The 20,947-nt window shown below is 68.1% G+C and carries 21 protein-coding genes; 13 read left to right on the top strand and 8 right to left on the bottom strand.

Annotated features, from left to right (window positions below):
• The first annotated feature begins 41 nt into the window (after nt 1-41).
• From ACZYW1_RS01395 to ribD, 6 genes are all read left to right on the top strand, one after another.
• Nucleotides 42-1,988 (top strand): primosomal protein N', encoded by a 1,947-nt coding sequence (locus ACZYW1_RS01395; RefSeq protein ID WP_463787630.1) that lies wholly within the window; start codon nt 42-44, stop codon nt 1,986-1,988.
• Between the two features lie 56 nt (nt 1,989-2,044).
• Nucleotides 2,045-2,752, top strand: coding sequence for an envelope biogenesis lipoprotein LpqN (gene lpqN / locus ACZYW1_RS01390; RefSeq protein WP_463782646.1), 708 nt, complete (start codon nt 2,045-2,047; stop codon nt 2,750-2,752).
• A gap of 85 nt (nt 2,753-2,837) precedes the next feature.
• Nucleotides 2,838-3,779 (top strand): methionyl-tRNA formyltransferase, encoded by a 942-nt coding sequence (gene fmt, locus ACZYW1_RS01385; protein WP_463782644.1) that lies wholly within the window; start codon nt 2,838-2,840, stop codon nt 3,777-3,779.
• Between the two features lie 83 nt (nt 3,780-3,862).
• Nucleotides 3,863-5,251, top strand: a complete 1,389-nt coding sequence (locus ACZYW1_RS01380) for an RsmB/NOP family class I SAM-dependent RNA methyltransferase (protein ID WP_463787629.1) — start codon at nt 3,863-3,865, stop codon at nt 5,249-5,251.
• Nucleotides 5,252-5,264: 13 nt separating this feature from the next.
• On the top strand, nt 5,265-5,954 hold the full coding sequence (gene rpe / locus ACZYW1_RS01375) for a ribulose-phosphate 3-epimerase (protein WP_463782643.1): 690 nt from the start codon (nt 5,265-5,267) through the stop codon (nt 5,952-5,954).
• 22 nt (nt 5,955-5,976) lie between these two features.
• Entirely contained in the window at nt 5,977-6,996 is a 1,020-nt protein-coding gene (ribD, locus tag ACZYW1_RS01370) for a bifunctional diaminohydroxyphosphoribosylaminopyrimidine deaminase/5-amino-6-(5-phosphoribosylamino)uracil reductase RibD (RefSeq protein WP_463787628.1), read from the top strand.
• A gap of 41 nt (nt 6,997-7,037) precedes the next feature.
• Here ribD and ACZYW1_RS01365 read toward each other — a convergent pair whose 3' ends face one another.
• Complete coding sequence (locus ACZYW1_RS01365; protein WP_463782640.1) at nt 7,038-7,661, bottom strand: hypothetical protein; 624 nt, start codon at nt 7,659-7,661, stop codon at nt 7,038-7,040.
• 221 nt (nt 7,662-7,882) lie between these two features.
• Here ACZYW1_RS01365 and ACZYW1_RS01360 point away from each other — a divergent pair, with 221 nt between their 5' ends.
• The 4 genes from ACZYW1_RS01360 to ACZYW1_RS01345 all read left to right on the top strand — a co-directional run bounded on the left by ACZYW1_RS01360 (nt 7,883) and on the right by ACZYW1_RS01345 (nt 10,434).
• Nucleotides 7,883-8,416, top strand: coding sequence for an anti-apoptotic protein (locus tag ACZYW1_RS01360; RefSeq protein ID WP_463782639.1), 534 nt, complete (start codon nt 7,883-7,885; stop codon nt 8,414-8,416).
• Between the two features lie 91 nt (nt 8,417-8,507).
• Nucleotides 8,508-9,860, top strand: coding sequence for a neutral zinc metallopeptidase (locus ACZYW1_RS01355; RefSeq protein WP_463782637.1), 1,353 nt, complete (start codon nt 8,508-8,510; stop codon nt 9,858-9,860).
• A 2-nt stretch (nt 9,861-9,862) separates the two neighbouring features.
• Nucleotides 9,863-10,075, top strand: coding sequence for a hypothetical protein (locus ACZYW1_RS01350; protein ID WP_463782636.1), 213 nt, complete (start codon nt 9,863-9,865; stop codon nt 10,073-10,075).
• Nucleotides 10,072-10,434 (top strand): TM2 domain-containing protein, encoded by a 363-nt coding sequence (locus ACZYW1_RS01345; RefSeq protein WP_463782635.1) that lies wholly within the window; start codon nt 10,072-10,074, stop codon nt 10,432-10,434. Before ACZYW1_RS01350 ends, ACZYW1_RS01345 begins: the two co-directional genes overlap by 4 nt.
• Before the next feature lie 6 nt (nt 10,435-10,440).
• Here ACZYW1_RS01345 and ACZYW1_RS01340 read toward each other — a convergent pair whose 3' ends face one another.
• From ACZYW1_RS01340 to ACZYW1_RS01330, 3 genes are all read right to left on the bottom strand, one after another.
• Complete coding sequence (locus ACZYW1_RS01340; RefSeq protein ID WP_463782633.1) at nt 10,441-11,271, bottom strand: hypothetical protein; 831 nt, start codon at nt 11,269-11,271, stop codon at nt 10,441-10,443.
• A gap of 83 nt (nt 11,272-11,354) precedes the next feature.
• Nucleotides 11,355-11,720 (bottom strand): hypothetical protein, encoded by a 366-nt coding sequence (locus ACZYW1_RS01335; protein WP_463782632.1) that lies wholly within the window; start codon nt 11,718-11,720, stop codon nt 11,355-11,357.
• 54 nt (nt 11,721-11,774) lie between these two features.
• A complete protein-coding gene (locus tag ACZYW1_RS01330) occupies nt 11,775-14,849 on the bottom strand; it encodes a BTAD domain-containing putative transcriptional regulator (protein ID WP_463782631.1) in 3,075 nt (1,024 codons plus the stop codon).
• A 150-nt stretch (nt 14,850-14,999) separates the two neighbouring features.
• Here ACZYW1_RS01330 and ACZYW1_RS01325 point away from each other — a divergent pair, with 150 nt between their 5' ends.
• Entirely contained in the window at nt 15,000-15,311 is a 312-nt protein-coding gene (locus tag ACZYW1_RS01325) for a DUF4333 domain-containing protein (RefSeq protein WP_463782629.1), read from the top strand.
• A 93-nt stretch (nt 15,312-15,404) separates the two neighbouring features.
• Here the strand turns inward: ACZYW1_RS01325 and ACZYW1_RS01320 are convergent, their stop codons facing one another.
• Nucleotides 15,405-16,958 carry an MFS transporter gene (locus tag ACZYW1_RS01320; protein WP_463782627.1) on the bottom strand — a complete coding sequence of 518 codons (1,554 nt, stop codon included), beginning with the start codon at nt 16,956-16,958 and terminating at the stop codon, nt 15,405-15,407.
• Complete coding sequence (locus ACZYW1_RS01315) at nt 16,955-17,674, bottom strand: LppX_LprAFG lipoprotein (RefSeq protein ID WP_463782624.1); 720 nt, start codon at nt 17,672-17,674, stop codon at nt 16,955-16,957. Before ACZYW1_RS01315 ends, ACZYW1_RS01320 begins: the two co-directional genes overlap by 4 nt.
• A gap of 93 nt (nt 17,675-17,767) precedes the next feature.
• On the opposite strand from ACZYW1_RS01315, the gene ACZYW1_RS01310 reads away from it, so the two are divergent.
• Nucleotides 17,768-18,361, top strand: coding sequence for a riboflavin synthase (locus ACZYW1_RS01310; protein WP_463782621.1), 594 nt, complete (start codon nt 17,768-17,770; stop codon nt 18,359-18,361).
• A 16-nt stretch (nt 18,362-18,377) separates the two neighbouring features.
• Here the strand turns inward: ACZYW1_RS01310 and ACZYW1_RS01305 are convergent, their stop codons facing one another.
• Nucleotides 18,378-18,641, bottom strand: coding sequence for a hypothetical protein (locus ACZYW1_RS01305; protein WP_463782619.1), 264 nt, complete (start codon nt 18,639-18,641; stop codon nt 18,378-18,380).
• A 172-nt stretch (nt 18,642-18,813) separates the two neighbouring features.
• The gene (locus tag ACZYW1_RS01300) at nt 18,814-19,392 is read right to left on the bottom strand and encodes a chitin-binding protein (protein ID WP_463782618.1); all 579 of its coding nucleotides are present in this window, start codon (nt 19,390-19,392) and stop codon (nt 18,814-18,816) included.
• Between the two features lie 245 nt (nt 19,393-19,637).
• On the opposite strand from ACZYW1_RS01300, the gene ACZYW1_RS01295 reads away from it, so the two are divergent.
• The gene (locus tag ACZYW1_RS01295; protein WP_463782615.1) at nt 19,638-20,915 is read left to right on the top strand and encodes a bifunctional 3,4-dihydroxy-2-butanone-4-phosphate synthase/GTP cyclohydrolase II; all 1,278 of its coding nucleotides are present in this window, start codon (nt 19,638-19,640) and stop codon (nt 20,913-20,915) included.
• Nucleotides 20,916-20,947: the final 32 nt, after the last annotated feature.

Here is a 20,947-nt window from a genome sequence, read left to right as displayed (position 1 = left end):
GGCAGGCCGCCGCATTCGAACCGGTCGCGCGGGTGTTGCCGATGCTGTCGGTGCCGCACCTGGACCGCGACTTCGACTACCTGGTCTCCGAGGAGCAATCCGACGACGCCCAGCCCGGCGTCCGGGTGCGACTGCGCTTCCACGGCAGGCTGGTCGACGGGTTCGTCCTGGAACGCCGCACCGACACCGATCACGTCGGCAAGCTGGCCTGGCTGGACCGGGTGGTGTCGTCCGAGACCGTCCTGACGCCGGAGATCCGCCGGCTGGTCGACGCCGTCGCGGCACGCTACGCCGGCACCCGTCCTGACGTGCTGCGCCTGGCGGTGCCCCCGCGGCACGCCAAGGTCGAAGGTGAAATACGCACTGCGCCAGAGCTTTCCGCGGTCGTCGACGTCGACCGGGCCGGGTGGGAGGCCTATGGCAGCGGTGGGCAGTTCCTGACGGCCCTGGCCGAGACCCGCGCTGCCCGCGCGGTCTGGCAGGCGCTACCCGGCGAGTCGTGGGCCGACCGATTCGCCGAGGCCGCCGCGCAAACCGTGCGGACCGGTCGCGCGGTGCTGGCGATCGTCCCGGATCAGCGTGACGTCGACACGCTCTGGAGCGCCGCGACGCGGTTACTGGACGAGACCGGTGTGGTCGCGCTGTCGGCCGGCCTGGGTCCGTCGGCGCGTTACCGGCGCTGGCTCGCGGCGCTGCGCGGCACCGCCAGGGTGGTGATCGGCACCCGCAGCGCGGTGTTCGCGCCGGTGAGCGACCTCGGTTTGGTGATGGTGTGGGACGACGGCGATGACACGCTGTCCGAGCCGCGGGCCCCCTACCCGCATGCACGCGAGGTGGCGATGTTGCGCGCTCACCAAATGCGCTGCGCCGCAATGATCGGGGGATACGCCCGGACCGCCGAAGCACAGGCGCTGGTCCGCAGCGGCTGGGCGCACGACCTGGTTGCGGCGCGACCGGTGGTGCGTGCGCACAGCCCGCGGGTGGTGGCCCTCGATGACGGTGGATACGCCGAGGAGCGCGATCCCGCGGCGCGCACCGCGCGGCTGCCGTCGGTCGCGTTGCGGGCCGCCCGCACCGCGCTGCAGGACGGGGCGCCGGTGCTGGTGCAGGTTCCGCGACGGGGCTACGTCCCTTCGCTGGCGTGCGCCAGGTGCCGGGCGGTGGCCCGCTGCCGGCACTGCACCGGCCCGCTGTCGCTGAACGACCGGGACGGGTCGGCCCCGGTATGTCGGTGGTGTGGCCGGGCCGAGGTGGCTCTGCGGTGCGGTTCGTGCGGGTCCGACGCGGTGCGCGCGGTCGTGGTGGGTGCCCGCCGGACCGCCGAGGAACTGGGCCGCGCCTTCGCGGGGACCACCGTGATCACCTCCGCGGGCGAGGCGATGGTCTCCGAGGTCGACGCCCGGCCGGCCCTGGTGGTGGCGACACCCGGCGCCGAACCGCGCGCGGTCGGTGGCTACGGCGCGGCGCTGCTGCTGGACAGTTGGGCGCTGCTGGGGCGCCAGGATCTCCGGGCGGCCGAGGACACGCTGCGCCGTTGGATGGCCGCCGCGTCGCTGGTCCGGTCCCGCGCGGACGGCGGGGTGGTGGCCGTGGTCGCCGAGGCATCGGTGCCGACTGTGCAGGCCCTGATCCGCTGGGATCCCGTCGGCCACGCCGATGCCGAGTTGGCCGCCCGCACCGAGGTGGCGCTGCCGCCGAGTGCACACATGGCCGCCGTCGACGGTGCCGGCGTGGCCGTCGAGACGCTGTTGGCGGAGGTTCGGCTGCCGGACACCGCGGAGCTGCTCGGCCCGGTGCCGCTGCCGCCGGGAGTCCGGCGACCACCCGGTATGGCTGCCGACGAGCCGGCCACCCGGATGCTGGTGCGGGTCAATCGCGACCAGGGCCTCGCGCTGGCGGGGGAGTTGCGCCGCGGTGTCGCGGTGGTCAGCGCCCGCCAGACCAGCGACCCGGTCCGGGTGCAGATCGACCCGCTTCACATCGGCTAGCTCAAAGGGGCGCGGGCTATGCTTCGGCCCATCGGTCCACCGACAGGAGCAGTTGAATGAAGCGGACAGCTATCAGCGGGGCGGCCATCGCCATCGTCGCCACCACGATCGCCGCAGCCGGATGTAGTTCTCAGCCCAGCGAAAACCACAGTGCGTCCGGCAACTCGTCGTCCGCATCGGCAGGGACGACGACCGCGCAGAAGCCGGTGGTGAAGGTGGCGCCTCGCCTGGTCGCCGAAGGTCCCAACCCGAGTATCGCCAGCTATCTCAGGGACAGCCACATCACCGCGACGCCCGTCCACAAGGGTGATGCCGGCGCGCCGACCATCAACTTCCCGCTTCCGGACGGCTGGGCCGACGCGGGCCCCGACACCCCGCCCACCGCTTACTGGGCCATCTTCGACAAGGGGCCGGAATCGGCCAAGTACAGCCCCAGCATCGTCGCGACGGTGTCCAAGCTCGAGGGCGACGTGGACCCGCAGAAGCTGATCGAGCTGGCCGGCGGCTCCACGAAGAACCTGCCCGGCTTCAAGCCGATGGGTGACGGCAATGAGGACAACCTCGGCGGATTTCCGGCCTTCCAGCTGGGCGGCACCTGGACCCAGGACGGTCAGGAGCGGGCGGTGGCGGACAAGGTCGTCGTGATCAACGGCAACGACAACATCTATCTGTTGGAACTCAACGCCGACTGCCTCCCGGACCAGGTTCAGCAGGCGCTGCCCGCGACGGTCACCATCGACGAGAAGACCACGATCACCAACTAGGTCGGCCGCGCGCGAGCACGGCACCGGCGGACCCGCCCTGCGGCGGGGCGCGGAGGCGGACCGACCCGCTTCCTACACTGATGCGGTGCGTCTCGTCTTTGCCGGAACCCCCGAACCCGCGCTGCCCGCGCTGCGGAGTCTGCTCGACTCGTCACGCCACGAGGTGGTCGCGGTGCTGACCCGGCCGGATGCCGCCTCCGGTCGGCACGGCAAGCCGAAGCCCTCACCCGTGACTCGGCTGGCTACGGAGCGCGGCATTCCGGTACTGCGCCCGGAGCGGCCGAACTCGGCGGAGTTCGTCGCCGAGTTGACCGCGTTGGAGCCGGACTGCTGCCCGGTGGTGGCTTTCGGTGCGCTGCTGCGCGACGAGTTGTTGGCGGTGCCGGCGCGCGGCTGGGTGAACCTGCACTTCTCACTACTGCCGGCCTGGCGCGGGGCGGCTCCGGTGCAGGCGGCCATCGCGGCGGGCGACACCGTCACCGGTGCCACCACGTTCCAGATCGAAGCCGGTCTGGACTCCGGGCCGGTCTACGGGGTGGTCACCGAGTCGGTGCGCCCGATCGACACCGCCGGGGATCTCCTTGACCGGCTGGCCATTTCGGGGGCAGCGTTGTTGTCTGCCACCCTCGACGGCATCGCCGACGGGACGCTCACCCCGGTGCCACAGCCCACCGAAGGCGTCAGCGTCGCACCGAAGATCACCGTCGAGCAGGCGCAGGTGCGCTGGGACCTCCCGGCCGAGGTCGTCGACAGGCGCATCCGCGCCGTCACGCCGAACCCCGGTGCGTGGACCCTGATCGGTGACCTGCGGGTGAAGCTCGGGCCGGTTTACCTCGACACCGACGAGCACAGCCTGCCAAAAGCATTGACGCCCGGCGAGATTCATGTTGACAGGCGCAGCGTACGAATCGGTACCGCATCTCAGGCGGTGCGCCTGGGTCAGGTGCAGGCGCCGGGAAAGAAGCTGATGAACGCCGTCGACTGGGCCCGGGGAGCGCGCCTCGACGCCGGGGTGCGTGCATCGTGAGCCCGCCGCAGGACCGGTCATCCGGCCGACGGCCGCCGGCCGGCAACCCGCAACGCTCGGCGCGGCCGCCGCGGCGCAAGCCGTTGGACCCGGCGCGGCGTGCCGCATTCGACGTCCTGCAGGCGGTTCGCGAACGCGACGCCTACCCGAACCTGTTGTTGCCGGTTCTGTTGCGGGAGCGCGGGATCAGCGGCCGAGACGCCGCCTTCGCCACCGAGCTGACCTACGGCAGCAGCCGGGTGCGAGGGCTGCTGGATGCCGTCATCGGGGCGGCTGCCAACCGGTCACCGGACACCATCGATCCTGTGCTGCTCGATCTGCTGAGGCTCGGCACCTATCAGTTACTCCGGACCCGGGTCGACGCGCACGCCGCGGTGTCGACCACCGTCGAACAGGCGGCCATCGAATTCGATTCGGCGCGAGCAGGTTTCGTCAACGGTGTGCTGCGCACCATCAGCACCCGTGACGAGCAGTCCTGGGTCGACGAGCTGGCGCCGGCCAAGTCCGCCGACCCGATCGGCAACGCCGCGTTCGTGCACGCGCACCCGCGGTGGATCGCGCAGTCGTTCGTCGACGCGCTGGGTGGCGCCGCCGGCGAGCTCGCGGCGGCGCTGCAGGCCGACGATGCGCGCCCGCAGGTACACCTGGCCGCCCGGCCGGGAGTGTTGACCGCCGAGGACCTCGCCGCCGCGGTCGACGGCACCGTCGGCCGGTTCTCGCCCTACGCGGTGTATCTGCCCGCCGGCGACCCTGCGCACGTCGCAGCGGTCCGCGAGGGCAAGGCGCTGGTCCAGGACGAGGGCAGTCAATTGGTCGCGCGCGCACTCACTTTGGCGCCGGTGACCGACGACGCGGGTCGCTGGTTGGACCTGTGCTCGGGCCCGGGCGGCAAGACGGCGTTGCTGGCCGCGCTGGCCGCCGGGTCGGGAGCCCGGGTCACTGCGGTCGAGCCCGCCGAACATCGCGCCGAGCTCGTCGTCCAGAACACTGTCGGCCTCCCGGTCGACGTGCTGCGGGTCGACGGGCGCAACAGCGGGCTCGAGCCGGGCTTCGACCGGGTGCTGGTCGACGTGCCCTGTACCGGGCTGGGCGCGCTACGGCGTCGCCCGGATGCCCGATGGCGGCGTCAGCCCGCGGATGTGCCCGCGCTGACCAAACTGCAACGCGAACTGCTCGCAGCCGCGATCGCGCTGACCCGGCCCGGTGGTGTGGTGTTGTACGCCACCTGCTCGCCACATCTGGCCGAGACGGTCGGGGTCGTGGCCGACGCGTTGCGACGGCATCCGGTGTCCGCGTTGGATACCCGGCCGCTGTTCGATCCGGTGCCGGATCTGGGTGAGGGACCCTACGTTCAGCTGTGGCCGCACCGCCACGGCACCGACGCGATGTTCGCCGCGGCTCTGCGCAAGTCTGACGGGCCGGCGCCATCGCGGGCCGCGCGGCGCGCATCGTCGCCGGACGTCGACGCTTAGTAAGGTGACGACCATGTCAGGCAAGACCGACCGGCCGCTGATCGCCCCCTCGATACTGGCCGCCGATTTCGCCCGGCTCGCCGATGCCGCCGCCGACGTCGAGGGTGCGGACTGGCTGCACGTCGACGTGATGGACGCGCACTTCGTGCCGAATCTCACCCTCGGGCTGCCGGTGGTGGAGAGTCTGCTGGCCGCCAGTGACATTCCGATGGACTGCCATTTGATGATCGAGGACCCCGACCGCTGGGCGCCGCCGTACGCCGAGGCCGGCGCTTACAACGTGACCTTCCACGCGGAGGCTACCGAGAACCCGGTCGGCGTGGCGCGCGACATCCGCGCCGCGGGCGCCAAAGCGGGGCTGAGCGTCAAACCCGGCACCCCGCTCGACCCGTACCTGGACATCCTGAAGCACTTCGACACCTTCCTGGTGATGTCGGTCGAGCCCGGTTTCGGCGGCCAGAAGTTCATCCCGGACGTGCTGAGCAAGGTGCGCACGGTGCGCAAACTCGTCGACTCCGGTGAGTTGACGATCCTGGTCGAGATCGACGGCGGCATCAACGCCGACACGATCGAGCAGGCCGCCGAGGCGGGCGTCGACTGCTTCGTCGCGGGGTCGGCCGTGTACGGCGCCGACGACCCGGCCGCCGCGGTCCAGGCATTGCGGCGCCAGGCCGGTGCCGTCTCACCGCATCTGCGTCGATGACGAGCCCGGCAGCGGAGCGGCACTGGTGACCGGCGCGACGGTCACTCATGACGCCGCCATGCAATTGGCCGTCGAGCAAGCGGATCTCGTCAAGGGCAAGACCTACCCCAACCCGCCGGTCGGCGCCGTCATCCTGGATCGTGGCGGCCGGGTCGTCGGCGTCGGCGGCACGCAACGGACGGGCGGCGCCCACGCCGAGGTGATGGCGTTGCGTCGGGCCGGGCGGCTGGCCACCGGGGGGACGGCGGTGGTCACGCTGGAACCCTGCAATCACCACGGCAAGACTCCGCCGTGCGTCGACGCGCTGATCGAAGCGGGTATCGCGTCGGTCGTCTACGCGGTCGGTGACCCCAATCCGGCCGCGGCCGGGGGAGCGGCGCGACTGGCCTCGGCCGGCATCGATGTCGTCGGCGAGGTGCAGTCCGACTTGGTGACGACCGGACCGCTGCGGGAGTGGCTGCACAAGCAACGCACCGGCCTGCCGCACGTGACGTGGAAGTACGCCGCCAGCATCGACGGTCGCAGCGCGGCCGCGGACGGCTCGAGTCAGTGGATCACCAGCGAAGCCGCTCGTGCCGACGTTCACCTCCGGCGCGCAACCGCCGATGCGGTCGTGGTGGGAACCGGCACGGTGCTCGCCGACAACCCGACCCTGACCGCCCGTCTCGCCGACGGCAGTCTCCGGGACCGTCAGCCGATGCGTGTCGTGGTCGGGATGCGCGACATCCCCTCGGAGTCAAAGGTTCTCAACGACGACTCGCGCACGATGGTGATTCGCACCCACGACCCGGCGGAGGTGCTCAGAGCGTTGTCCGATCGCACCGACGTGTTCCTCGAAGGTGGCCCCACCCTGGCCGGGGCGTTTCTGCGGGCCGGCGCGATCGACCGCATCCTGGCCTACGTGGCGCCGATCCTGCTCGGTGGACCGATCACCGCGGTGGACGACGTAGGGGTGCCGAGCCTCGGCCGGGCCTTGCGCTGGCGCTACGACGGCATCGAGCGGGTGGGCCCGGACTTGGTGCTGAGCTTGGTGCCGCGATAGGCGCAAGCGCCTCCCGGAATCGCGGCACCAAGCTGGTCAGCTCAGCCGGCGAGGCCGCTCTTGATGGCAGCGTCCTGCTTCTGGCCGATGTCGGTGGCGAACGCGGGCGGCACCGGGTCGTCCGGCTTGCCGTCGAATTCGAGTGTCACGAACGCCTTGCCCTCGGTGAACAGCAACACCGTCACCGACTTCGAGCCATCCGGCGAGGGGCCCTGCACGATCGTTCCGCCCTCGCCGACCGCGGCGGGTTGCGGGTCCCCGGTCACGTTGGCACCGAGCGCGGACTTCGCGCCGTCCAGTGCCGAGGCCGCGCCGGCGGCGTCCGGCAGGATCAGGATGGTGTCACCGATCTCACGGGTGTCGGCCTGGTTACTGAAAACCGCAGCGACACCGGCCTTTCCGTTCGGGTTCTCGGTCGGGGGCGAGAGGGTGAAGGTGTCACCGGGGAGCGCGATCTCGTCGGGTTTGATCAGCAGCTTGGCGTAACCACCCGACGCGGTGTCCGATGAACTCGGCTCGGAGCTGGCAGAGCTCTTGGCGGTGGCCGACGCCGAGGACGACGTCGAAGCCGGCTTGTCCGACTTGCTACTGCAGCCGGTCGTCGACAGACCCACCAGCACGGTGGCTGCCGTAAGGCCCGCTACCGCGATCACCGGGGTTTTCATCAATGCGCTCCTTCGTCGATTCGCCCGCCCGCTCCGCAATTGACTGTCGAGCGATTCCGGGGTTGTTAGCACCTTAGCTGACGCACGGCTGTCGGTGGCGATAATTGTTGAGTTTTGGTCGGTCCAGTTAACCTAGAATTTACATCTATTGCAACCTAGCCGGTTCCTTTCGCGTGCAATACTTCGCCGATTCAACTTCTTCGTATGCCGGAAAGGCGGACATGTCTCACTCGATTTCGCGGACTCTATTTGTCGCTAGTGCAATTGCGGGCACTCTGATCGGCGTCTCAGCCTGCTCGAGTGGCCCGAAGATGGTGAGCAAGGACGACATCGCCAAGCAGATCACCGCCAAGATGACCGACGCCGCGGGTAACAAGCCCGATTCGGTCTCCTGCCCGGACGGGCTGAAAGGCCAGGTCGGGGCGCAGCTGAACTGCGCGATGAAGATCAAGGGCCAGGACTACAACGTCAACGTGACCGCTACCAGCGTAAAGGGCGACGATGTCGAGTTCGACATGGTGGAAACCGTCGACAAAGAACTGGTCGCAAGCAAGGTCAGCGAGCAGCTCACCCAGAAGGTCGGGCAGAAGCCGGACTCCGTCACCTGCCCCGACAACTTGAAGGGAACCCCGGGCTCGACGCTGCGGTGCGAGCTCAAGGACGGCAGTGAGACATACGGCCTGACGGTGACCGTCACCGACGTCGACGCCGGCGATGTGCACTTCGATTTCAAGGTCGACGACCACGCGAAGTAATGACGCAAACATTTTCCAATCAATTTCCAAACATCGGTGCGTAATGTCTCCGCGCCATATGTAGATAATGGCGGCTAAAGAAGGGCGGCTGATGCCGGCAAACAATTGGTATTCACGGTTCGTGGTGTTTGCTGCGGCGATAGTCCTGGTGTGTGGCGGCTGCAGTTCGACGAAATCGTCGACGCTGGCACCCAAGACAACCAACGCCGCAGATTCCGTGCAGATCCACGGTGATGCCTCCAACCCGGTGAACAAGATCGTCATCAAGGCGATCGCCGACCTGCAGCAGTACTGGGGCAGTGAATTCCCGAAGCTCTACGGACACGACTACACGCCCGTGAAGGGCGGCTTCTACGCCGTCACGCCGTCGTCCGGGCAGTTGGCGCCGTGCGCGACGGCCGCCGCGGACATCTCCGGCAACGCCTTCTACTGCTCGAAGGCCGACGACGTCGCCTGGGACATCGAAGAGTTGCTACCCAGTCTGCGAAAGCGCTTCGGCGACTTCGTCATCCCGGTGGTGCTGGCCCACGAGTGGGGTCATGCGATCCAGGCACGGGCCAACTTCCAGGGACCGACGGTGGTCAAGGAGATACAGGCCGATTGCTTCGCCGGAGCATGGGCGGCGCATGCGGCCAAGAGCGACACCTTCAAGCCCACCGATGACGACCTGGACAACGCCCTGGCCGGTTTCCTGTTCCTGCGTGACGAACCGGGTACCGAGAAGCACGACCCGCAGGCACACGGCAGCGGCTTCGACCGGGTCAACTCGTTCCAGACCGGATTCGACAACGGGCCGGGTGCATGCAAGGGCTACAAGGTCGGCGATCCGCCGGTGGTGGAGATCCCGTTCAACAGCGCAGCGGACGTCGAAAGCGGAGGCAACGCGCCGTACGAGGACATCGTCAAGGGCGTACCGGTCGATCTGGAGGATTACTGGTCGCAGGTCTACCCGAAGCTGACCGGAGAGCCGTGGAAGCCGCTGGAGCCGGTGCGGGCGTTCGATCCGGCCGAGGCGCCCACCTGTGGCGGCCAGCCCACCACCTCCTATGCGCTCTTCTACTGCGTGCCCGAGGACTACGTCGGCTTCGACGCGGTCAAGGCGATGCCCGAGATCTACGATCAGGGCGGCGATTTCGCGGTTGCCACCCTCATCGCGACGCAGTACGGGCTGGCGGTGCTCGCACGCGGGGGCCAGGACGCGTCCGAGAAGAAGTCCTCGCTGCGCGCTGACTGCATGGCGGGGGCCTGGGCGGCCAGCATCCTGCTCGAGGATCGACCGGAGAGCCCTTACAAGATGTCGCCGGGCGATCTGGACAAGGGGATCACCGCACTGATCGTCTTCCGCGGTTCGGGTGATGTGGCCCGCCAAGGACACGGTTCGGTCCGCGTCGACGCCTACCGCGACGGTGTGATGAACGGCGCCAAAGCCTGCGTCACTCGCTGACGGTGTTCACGGTTCTCGGGTTCTCGCTGGGGTTTCTGGCCCTGGGTGCGGTCGTGGCGGTGATCAACGTGTTGACGGTGGTGTTCACCGTCGCGGTGACGATCTACGCGTCGCTGGCCCTCATCGGAGTGCTGGTGTTCAGCGTCATCGGCGTCCGGCGGTTGATCGCAGGCCGCCGCGCCGAGCAGGTCCAACCAGCCGGGTCGCTGACGTGACGGCACACGAATATCCCTATTCCGCCGAGGATTTCCCGTACCGGCCACCGGGTTACCCGCCGCCGCCCGGTTGGCCACCGCCACCCGGTTACCCGCCGCCGCCCGGTTGGCCGGTGGCCGTCGACGCATACGGCCGCCCACTCTCGGACCGAAGCAGGGTGACGGCGGGGCTGCTGGGGATCTTCTTCGGATCCCTCGGCGTCGGCCGCTTCTACCTCGGCTACATCGGCGTGGGCGTCGCGCAGATCGCCGTGACGTGGTTGACGTGTGGACTCGGTGGACTGTGGCCGTTGATCGACGCGATCATGATCCTGAACAGGAAAGTGCCGGACGCCCAGGGCCGCATCTTGCGCGATTGAGAACGGCTACCCGGCGCCGGCGGCGCTGACCACCGTGATGGGCAATCGCACGGACTCGGTTCCCGGACCGGAGAATCCGGCGTAATACATGGTGACGCCGACGAACCAGCGAATCGACGAGTTGACCGCACTGGCAGTCGGGGCGGCGTCCGCGGGGAGCGTGGTCTGGAAGGGCAGTCGCACCGGGATGCCTTCGCGCAACGTCACGTGCTTGTCGAGCTGCGCACTTCGTCCGTTGACGATCTCGTCGAACCCCGGTATGCGCGTGCGTGGATGGGAGTCCCGTTGGTACTGACACTTGACCCGAACGTCGCCGACAGGAAGATCCCGGCTCGGGGTGATGACGACAGCTCCGTCGATGATCTCGCCGGCCCGAAACACCCTGCGGGGCAACTCGATCTCGAGCCGGGACGCCGCGCTACCGATGACCTGCTCCAGCTCTCCGTCATCGGCGGGCACATCGCCGACACCGGTGACGACGGTGAACTCGGCCTCTTCCTCGACATCGATACCGCGGCGCTGCACAACCAGACGGCACAACCACCCGGCGATCAGATTCGACGTCGGCGGAGCCCACGACGGAATCCGGAAAGTAGCCGAAGCGTCCGTGAATTCGGATGTCGGAGTCGGCAATTCGGTGACCAGAATGCCGATCCATTCCTTGGTGTTGCGGTCTGTGCCGTAGGTGGTGCCGACATCCTGGGTGAGCCACATCGCGTCGGTCGCGGCCGTCGCCGCAGCATCCGCGTGCCCGGCCCACCGGTAGCGGAAGAAATTCAGGTAGCCCAGCTCGATCCGCGCCGACGTCACGCCGCTGATCGCTCTGGGCGTGGTCACCCGCACGTCGATCGATTGCCCCGGAGCCACTACCGACGGGGACACAGAGACCTGTGCTCGGGCCGGGCGGAAAAGACGTCGCACTATTTCTGTTGGCTCGCCGCGTATTCTTCGGGCCGGTTCTTCTTCATCCAGGCACGAAAGGGCCAGAACAGCACCCACAACACGGGATACACGGTCACGTAGAACGCGTAGTGAGCCACCACCGAAGCCAGGATTCCGAAGACCCAGGCCGGGTAGATCAGGACCAGGCAGAACTGCAGGAACTGCTTGACGACAACCGGATAACCATCGGCCTGCGACAAGACGAACCGGGGGCTCATCGACTGCAAAAGACCTCGGACGGTAGAGGTCTGCGCCTCGGCCTCAGCCTGGGCAGGACTGACGTCTCGGCCCCGCTCGGCACGGGTGAGCCCACGCGGAGGCGGGGCCGGCTCGTTGATACTCATCGGCGGTACGGTAGCCAGCCGAATTGGATCCTGATTGGAGCGGCCACTCTCGAACTAGTGGGTACTCGCCGCCGGAACCGCCGCGACTCGGCGTGTCAGTTGCTTGTCCCAGGCATGTTCGCCGGTGGCATTGCCCACTGCGCGGGCGCGCGTCCGCAGCTGCTCGGCGTGATCGGCCCGGCCGTGATGGTCCTCGATCTCGGCGAGCAATCCCAGGAAGAACGGCGTCATCGCCACGGTGCCATCGCGGGTGTAGTCGTCGAATGCCTCGAAAGCCACCGCGGGATCACCACCGGCGCCCGAAAGCGTTTGTGCCCAAACGCCGATCAGGAGCGCGCAGGCCGCCCACTGGACAGACCCCGCGGCCAGCAATTCCTGGTGGATGTCCTCGGCTGCGGCGACGGTTCCGTCGGTGACGCCGAGGATCGCGTCGATCTCGATCGTGACGATCTTGGCCGCCAGCACATCGAAGTGGGACCGGCGACTCTGCGCCAGTTCCAGCGCGACCAGGCGCTGGCGGTGTGCACCGGCTCGGTCGCCGCGCAGCGCCCTGGCGAGCGCCAGCCAGCAGTACACCCGGGGGTGGAAGAACATCAACGGGTCGGCCACGGTTTCCGGCGGGGGGAACCGCGCCATCATCGTGCCGGCGACCGCTTCGCCCGCGTCCAGTTCGCCGCGCAGCCAATGCAGCATGACCGCGACGAAATGACTGGACACTCCGACGTCGGGGTCGCCGGACGCGGCGTATTGCGCAGCCAGCCCGCTGGCCAAAGCCTGCGCTTCGTCGAGACGTCCACGCACGCAGAGCATGTAGCACTGCATGGCCACCGCGCCGTGATAGTGCCGCCCGCTCGCATGCTCGCCGATGTCGAATGCGCGCTGGACGGCGGCATTGGTGGCCGGGCTGTTCTGGCCGTCGAGGATGGCGTGCGCGCCGGCCAGGTGAAGCCAGAGGGTGGCCTGGCGTTGCAGCGGTTCGGGTTTGGGCGGAAGTCGTCGGCACACCTGGATGGCGTGGTTGGCGAGGTTGGCGATGTCGTCGTAGGCCGAACGGTTGAGCGCGCGCTGGATCGCCGTTTCGTAGATAGCCAGCGCGGTCTCGGAATTGAGTTCGGTGCCAGCCCGCCACGCGTGGTCGGCAACGGAGATGACGTCCTCGTAGGCGGCGGTCGCGATGCCGGCGGCGTTGTTGTCGGCGATGGCCGCGTGGACCGCCGCCCGCTCCGCGCTGGGAACCTGGGTCAGCACCGCGTCGTGCAGTAACCCGTGCCCGAACCGGTAGCAGCCCGGTCGGTCGACCACCTCGTCGACCAGCCCGGTCTCGTAGGCGGGTCGCAGCCGGGCCTGCACGGTCGACACCGACAGGTCCACGACATCGGCGAGGTCGGCGACGTCGAACTCCGCCCCGATCACCGCGGCGGCGGCCAGGGCACGCCGACTGGGCCGGTCGAGGCGGCCCAGTCGTTGACCGACCATGCCGGCGACGGCCGCGGACACGTCGTCGGTGCTGCCGTCGGTCGCGTCCTGCAGCCGGTTGTGGGCGACCAATACCGAAACGAGTTCCCGGATGTACAAAGGGTTTCCGCCGGTACGGGACCACACGTGCTGCGACACGTCGCCCTCGGCGCCGGCTCCGGATAGTGCGTCGACGAGTGCGGCAGCGGCGTCCTGCCCGATGCCGTCGAGATGGATGGTCCGGGTGGCCTCCAGGCGGACCAGTCGCTCGAAGGTGGACCGGTTCATCGGTCGGCCGCTGCCGAAGTACGTCCAGTTTCCGATCACCTGAATCGGAAGGCGTCCGAGCTGTCCGCTCAGGAGGGACAGCGCGTTGACGGAGGGAAGGTCGGCGAGGTGCAGGTCGTCGAGAATGAGCAGCAGCGGTCGGATCGCGGCGAGTTCGCAGAGCGCGGCCACCACACCCTCGATCAGCGCGAAACCGGTTGCCGCAGTGCGTACGCCGGGGTTGGCGCCGTCGCGGTCGGTCCACTCGGGAACGAGCGCGTCGACCACTCCGGGTGCAATGCGGCGAACCGCGTGGCGGGCGGGCTGACCGAGTTCGTCGCCGAGCCGGCGCAGCAGCTGAATCCAGGTCCACATCAGCGGCAGCCGGACACCCGGCGGATGGGCGGCCCATGCCACCGCCATCCCGGATTGCTCGGACTGTACGGAAATCGTCTGTGCGAGTGCCGTTTTGCCGATTCCGCTTTCGCCGGTGAGCAACATCAACCCGCCCGACCCGGCGCGGGCCCGCCCGAGAGCCGCTGCGACTGTCTCCAATTCGGATGTCCGACCCACGAACGGGATATGCCCGTGCGGCTCAGGACCGGGGGCGCCGGCGGGCAGATCGGTCGGGGACGGGAAATGCAGGTCGGCGGCCTTGTCGCAGATTTTGCGATAGAGGGTCTGCAGTCCGTCACCCGGCGACGTGCCGAGTTCACGGTCCAACGTGGCCCGGGCACGGTCGAATGCGCGGACCGCGTCGGAGGCACGCCCGGCACGGTATAGCGCCACCATCAGGTGGCCCCAGAGTCGCTCCTCGGTCGAGTCGGCCGCAATGGCGGCCTCGATTTCGGGGACGAGGTCGCCGCCGTCGCCAGACTGCAGCGCCGCGTCGAAGCGAGCTTCGATCGCGGTGTGCCGCAACGAGATATACCGGGTCGCGTCGGCGTGGGCGAAGTCGCGGTGGGTGAACTCGCCGAACGGGTCGCCCTGCCACAATGTCAGCGCGGTGCTGAGCTTGTCGAACGCCTCCGCCGCGGCTCCGCGTACCAGCGCCGCGCGGCCCTCTTTGACCAATGCCTCGAATCGGTGCAGATCGACCGAATCACCGGCGAGCAGGGTGAGTTGGTAGCCGTACGCGCGTGAGGCAAGTCGGGTGGTCGGTGACGCGCTGTCGGTCGACACCGGCAGGATCCGGCGCAGATTGGTGACGTAGGCCCGCAACGAGGCCAGCGCTTTGGGCGGCGGCTTGTCATCCCACACCGCGTCGATCAGCCGGTCGACGCTGACCACCGTCCCGTGATTGGCCAGCAGCATGGCCAGCACGCAGCGCTGTTTGGGGCCGCCGAGCGGCACCAGTGCCCCGCCGACGCGGGCCTCGACCGCGCCGGACAGCTGGTATTCGACCATGACCCCCACCGCAAGCGAAGATGCTGACCGTTGTTAGCGGTCAAACGATACATGGCGGCAGGTCGCGCCGCGTGCTGGTTGCATTACGCCAGTGCTACCGCCTGCGAAATGACTGTGGATCCCAGAGGCGGCCGCCATACTGATGCCCTGATGAATCTCCACCCGGGCCTGCGGTGCGGCGTCGGTGCGCTGATCGGGATCGCCGCCCTGCAACTCACCGGGTGCGGCGCGACCGTCAAGCCCGAGGGGGCCGCGCAATCGGTTGTCGACGTGGTCTCCCGGCAGACAGGATTCAAGCCGAACGACGTGCACTGCCCGTCCGGCGTGAAAGCCACTGTCGGTGGCCAGTTCGACTGCGGATTCACCGGTCCCGAAGGGCCTTACGTCGCGCACATGCGGATCGTCAAGGTCGACGGCGACCGCGTGGATTTCGACGTCAAGACTCAGCCGCGATCACCCTGAAGCCTTGACGACTGTGTGAAAACGTCTGTGCACGAGGACTATTCGTACCCTGTGGCGGGGACGGATCAGTGCGAACGCTACCGCGGCGAGCCGCTAGGAGCGTGGTGAGACAGGTTCTGCGGTGACCGCCGCGGGCTCGTCGGCATGTTGGCTTTTGCCGCCGATCAACAGGCCGAGCAGTGCGCCCACAAGGCACACGACCACGGTGACCGTGAAGATCTCGCCGTACATTCCGGCGAAGGCCTCGCGGTACATGGTGGCCTGGCGCAGAACTCGCTCGGCGAGACCCGCATTCGGGGGCACCTCCGACGCAAGCTTCGCGACGAGTTGCGGCAGCCGGTAGAAGCCCCACGCGCTCAGCGACGCGACCCCGATCAGCATGCCGGTCATCCGGGCCACCACCACTGCGGCCGACGCGATGCCGTGTTGTGCCGCCGGCACGACACGCAAGCTGGCGGATGTCAGCGGCGCGATCACCAGACCCAGCCCGATACCGGCGATCGCCAAGTCGGTGTGCAATGCCGGCAGCGACAGACCGAACAGATCGTGATGCTCCTGCAACAGGTCGATCGACCACTTGGAGATCAGCAGGTAGCCACCTGCGGCGATCAGCAGTCCGGCGAAGGCCACCACGCGGTCGCCGATTTTGGTCGCGATCGCACCACCCACGAGGGCGCCGATCGGCAGCGCGGCCAGGAACCACAGCAGCATCACCGCCGCCTGGTTCTGGTCCTTGCCGAGCACGCCCTGCGCGAACAGCTCCACGTCCACCAGCGTCACCATCAGCGCGGCCCCGGCGCACAGCGAGGACCCGAGTGCGGCCAGGAACGGACGGAAGCGCACGCCGGCCGGCTCGATCAGCTTGGTTCGCGAGAACCGTTCCCAGACAAAGAAAATCACGGCGAAGACGACAGCCGCGACGATGAGCGGCGGCCCATAGCTGGGCAACGCGTGCTTACCGTCGGGATTGGCGTTGTACAAGCCGACAACTGCCAGCCCCAAGGTGATGGCCAGTAACAGTCCGCCGACGACGTCGATCTTCTCCGGCTCGGCGTCACGGTCCCGTGAGGGCAGGCTGAAGTGGATCATCACCATCGCGGCCAGCGACAGCGGCACATTGATCCAGAACACGTCCTGCCAGCGACTGGTCAACCAGACGATGAAGATGCCGTAGAGCGGTCCGAGCACACTGCCCAGTTCCTGGGCCGCGCCGATGCCGCCCAGGACTCCGGCGCGGTTGCGCTGAGCCCAGAGGTCGGCGCCGAGCGCCAGCGTCACCGGAAGTAGGGCGCCACTGGCCACGCCCTGGATGGTGCGACCGACCACCAGCACATCGAGGTCGGTGGACAGCGCCGTGATGACCGAGCCGACCAGGAAGGTGGCCAGACTGACCTGGAGCAGGAGCTTGCGCCCGAACCGGTCGGATGCCCGGCCCAGCAGTGGCATCGCGGCGATGTAGCCCAGCAGATACCAGGTGATGATCGGGGTGATGCGCTGCAGGCGGTTCACCGGGATGCCGATGGTGCCGATGATGTCGCGCATGATCGTGACCACGACGTAGGTGTCGAGGGCTCCGAGCAGCACGGCGAGGCTGCCCGCGCTGATCGCGACGACGCGCCCCGCGTGGCGGGTTTCCGGTGCCGTCACGGGGCCGCAGCCACCGGGGGCTTGGTGACCTGCACCGGCGCGTTCCAGTTCGACAGAGTCAGCTGGAGGGAGTTGCCCGGGCTCTGCTCCAGCGTGGTCTGCACCAGCTGGTGGTCACCGTTCTCCTCGATCCACACGGTCGACGGCAACGGCTGCGTCGCCTTCAGTCGCGGCATGATGCCGTTGACCGCATCCGCTGAGACGGTGCCGGTGATCTTGATGGTGGTCTGACCGCCGACGTTTTCCCGCGCTTCCGCTTTGGGATTGCTCAGGTTGGTCAGCACGTTGGCCAGGCCGACGTCGGGCTTGAGGATCGTGGACGGGTCGTAGAGGTCGGAGGCCTTGCCGAAGCTGTCCCACTGGCCGGGGGTCAGGGCTCCGTAGAGGATGCCATCGATCACCACGAAGGGGGCGTCGATGTCCGAGCCGCCGAAGATGATGCTGGCGTTGCCCTGAGCGGCGGTCTGCGGCGTGGTGGTCAGGTCGCCGGTCAGCGACTTCACCGGGAGGCCTTTGATCTTGCCGTTCACCGTCAGGGCCAGGTGCACGCTTTTGACGTTCTTCGTGCTCTGGGTGGATTCCTTGATCAGAGTGGCCGCGTCGGGCAGCGGGCCGCCGGATGACTTGGACGACGAGCATCCGCTGATCAGAGCGGCGGCGACGGAGAGGGCGGCTAAAACGGCAACGATCGGGCCTACACGTCGGGGCGTATGCATAGTTTGCAGCCTAGCGGGTCGGGCTGACCGGACGCCGGGGCGCAAGGCGGCCCGGACCTCGCGCGGGGGCGCGTGACTCACTAGCCTGAGGCGGTGTTCACCGGAATCGTTGAGGAGCTGGGCGAGGTCGTCGGCAAGGATGACCTGGGCGATTCTGCCCGGTTCACGATCCAGGGTCCGGTGGTGACCGCGGACGCCGGCCACGGCGACTCGATCGCCGTCAACGGGGTGTGTCTGACCGTCGTCGAGGTGTTACCCGGCGGCAAGTTCACCGCCGATGTGATGGGCGAGACGCTGAGCCGGTCGAGCTTGGGCCGACTGGTCGCGGGTAGCGCGGTCAACCTGGAACGCGCGGCGGCCCTGAACAGCCGGCTCGGCGGTCACATCGTGCAAGGCCACGTCGACGGCACCGGGCAGATACTCAGCCGCACGCCTTCCGACAACTGGGAGGTCGTCCGGATCGGGATGCCCGCGGAGTTGGCTCGTTACGTGGTGGAGAAGGGGTCCATCACGGTCGACGGGATTTCGCTCACGGTCTCGGCGCTCGGCGACGATTGGTTCGAGGTGTCGCTGATCCCGACCACCCGCGAATTGACCACCCTTGGCCCGGCGCAGTCCGGGACGCAGGTGAACCTCGAGGTCGATGTGATCGCCAAATACGTCGAACGGCTGATCACTCGCCCGTAGCGTCGGCTCGTCTGTCCTAACGACGAAAGATCGGATCGTTGTCGATGTGGCGACGATGCGGTGCCTGTGCGGCATGTGGGGGGATGTGATCGTCCGGGCCCTGGGCGCCCGGCGCGGGATCTGGATTCGGTGGCGGCGTCGGATCGTCCTGAAGGACCACTCGCTCGATTGCGATCGTCGACCCGGCGGCCGCGACCGCGGCACTGCCGAACGTAACGCCGCTCAAGGCCATGCCGATCGCCAGGACGGCCGTGAACCGTCTGCAGAGCAACACCGCCATGTGCCAACAGTAACCCCGGGCTGAGGCGACGACGTCGTGGATTGTGGTGTGTCCCGGAGGATGCATCGATCAGTGGCTTTCTCGTCACCCGTCGGTAAAAGTGCAGCAACCTCGGCGAAGGGCAACGCCCGCTCCGCCGGTCGGCGAAGCGGGCGTTTGGTGGGTTGATTCTTTACAGCGGGATCCAAACTCCGAAGAAGTTGAAGCCCCACTGGTTGAACTGCGGGTTCCAGAACGGGGTCTCCTGGTATCCCCAGTAGTTGATCGGCCCGTCGTTCCACCGTCCGTTGGGCGGCGGCAGCGGGCGGTTCCACCCCGGACGCGGCGGTTCGCCGGCGCCCCACGGCGCTGGTCCATTGCCCCAGGGGGCCCCGCGGAAATAGCCGCGATGGTCGTCGCCGTGCCACGGTCCCGGGCCGCCGCGGAATCCGGGCCCGCCGGGTCCGCCAGGTCCGGGCCCGCCGAAACCGCCGGGTCCGCCAGGGCCGCCGGGACCGGGACCGCCGGGTCCGCCGTGTCCGGGACCGCCGGGTCCACCAGGACCGGGTCCGCCGGGTCCGGGTCCACCGGGTCCGGGTCCACCGGGGCCGTGTCCGCCACCTGGATCTTGTGGTGCAGGTCCGGCGTGGTTGAACATCGGCGCGCCATGGTCCCCGGGTGCGGCACTGGCGATACCGGTGCCCACCCCCAGTACGGCAGAGCCGAGGGCGCCGGTGATAGCCGCGCCGGCCATCAGTTGCTTGAGCTTCATAGTCCTTCACCTGCCTTCTCGCGTGTTCGTCGGACGCTTGGTCTCGACACACTGAACGCTAGATAGACTGTCTATGAATCAGCTACGAAAGGCCTCTGGAAACCGTCTGCGGATGGGCCGGGCCGCCTCGCTCCGGCGCCGATGGCCGATCAGTGAGCAGTGGCAATAACTACGCCGACGTGTTGGTTCATACTGGACACAACACCTGAGGCCGTCAGGTGTGATTCTCTGACGAGGTGGCTGCGATGACGAGGTTGGACTCGGTCGAGCGCGCGATCGCCGACATCGCGGCGGGCAAGGCGGTGGTCGTCGTCGACGACGAGGACCGCGAGAACGAGGGTGACCTCATCTTTGCCGCCGAGAAGGCGACCCCCGAGTTGGTGGCCTTCATGGTCCGTTACACCTCGGGATACCTGTGTGTGCCGCTGGACGGCGAGATCTGCGATCGACTCGGCCTGCTGCCGATGTACGCGGTGAACCAGGACAAGCACGGAACCGCGTACACCATCACGGTCGATGCGAAATTTGGTGTGGGAACCGGTATCTCGGCATCGGATCGCGCGACGACCATGCGGTTGCTCTCGGATCCGGATAGCGTTGCCGAGGATTTCACCCGACCCGGTCACGTTGTTCCGTTGCGCGCCAAGGACGGTGGTGTGCTGCGCCGCCCGGGTCACACCGAGGCAGCCGTCGACCTGGCCCGGATGGCCGGCCTGTCGCCGGCCGGCGCGATTTGCGAGGTGGTCAGCCAGAAGGACGAAGGCGCGATGGCTCAGACCGACGAATTGCGGGTCTTCGCCGACGAGCACGATCTCGCCCTGATTGCGATCGCCGACCTCATCGAGTACCGCCGCAAGCACGAGAAGCACATCGAGCGCATCGCCGAGGCGCGGATCCCCACCCGGCACGGTGAGTTCCGCGCGGTCGGATACAGCAGCATCTACGAAGACGTCGAACACGTGGCGTTGGTCCGCGGCGAGATCGCCGGACCCAACTACGACGGCGACGACGTGCTGGTCCGGGTCCACTCTGAATGCCTCACCGGCGACGTATTCGGCTCGCGACGTTGCGACTGCGGTCCGCAACTGGACGCCGCGATGGCGATGGTGGCTCGGGAGGGCCGGGGTGTGGTGCTCTACATGCGCGGGCACGAAGGGCGCGGCATCGGCCTGATGCACAAGCTTCAGGCCTACCAGCTGCAGGACGCCGGCGACGACACCGTGGACGCGAATCTCAAGCTCGGATTGCCCGCTGACGCAAGGGACTACGGCACGGGTGCCCAGATTCTGGTCGACCTCGGAGTCCGCTCGATGCGGTTGCTGACCAACAACCCCGCCAAGCGCGTCGGTCTGGACGGTTACGGGCTGCACATCCTCGAGCGCGTGGCACTGCCGGTCCGGGTCAATGCGGAGAACATTCGCTACCTGATGACCAAACGTGACCGGATGGGCCACGACCTTGTCGGGCTGGACGACTACCACGAATCCATCCATCTGCCAGGCGAATTCGGCGGCGCGCTGTGATCGGTAGCGATGCAGAGCGTAGCGATGCTGAG

It is taken from the genome of Mycobacterium sp. IDUB_36 (assembly GCF_055419225.1).
Note: the sequence above shows the minus strand (reverse complement) of the source record. Positions and strands in the feature narration are given on the sequence as shown.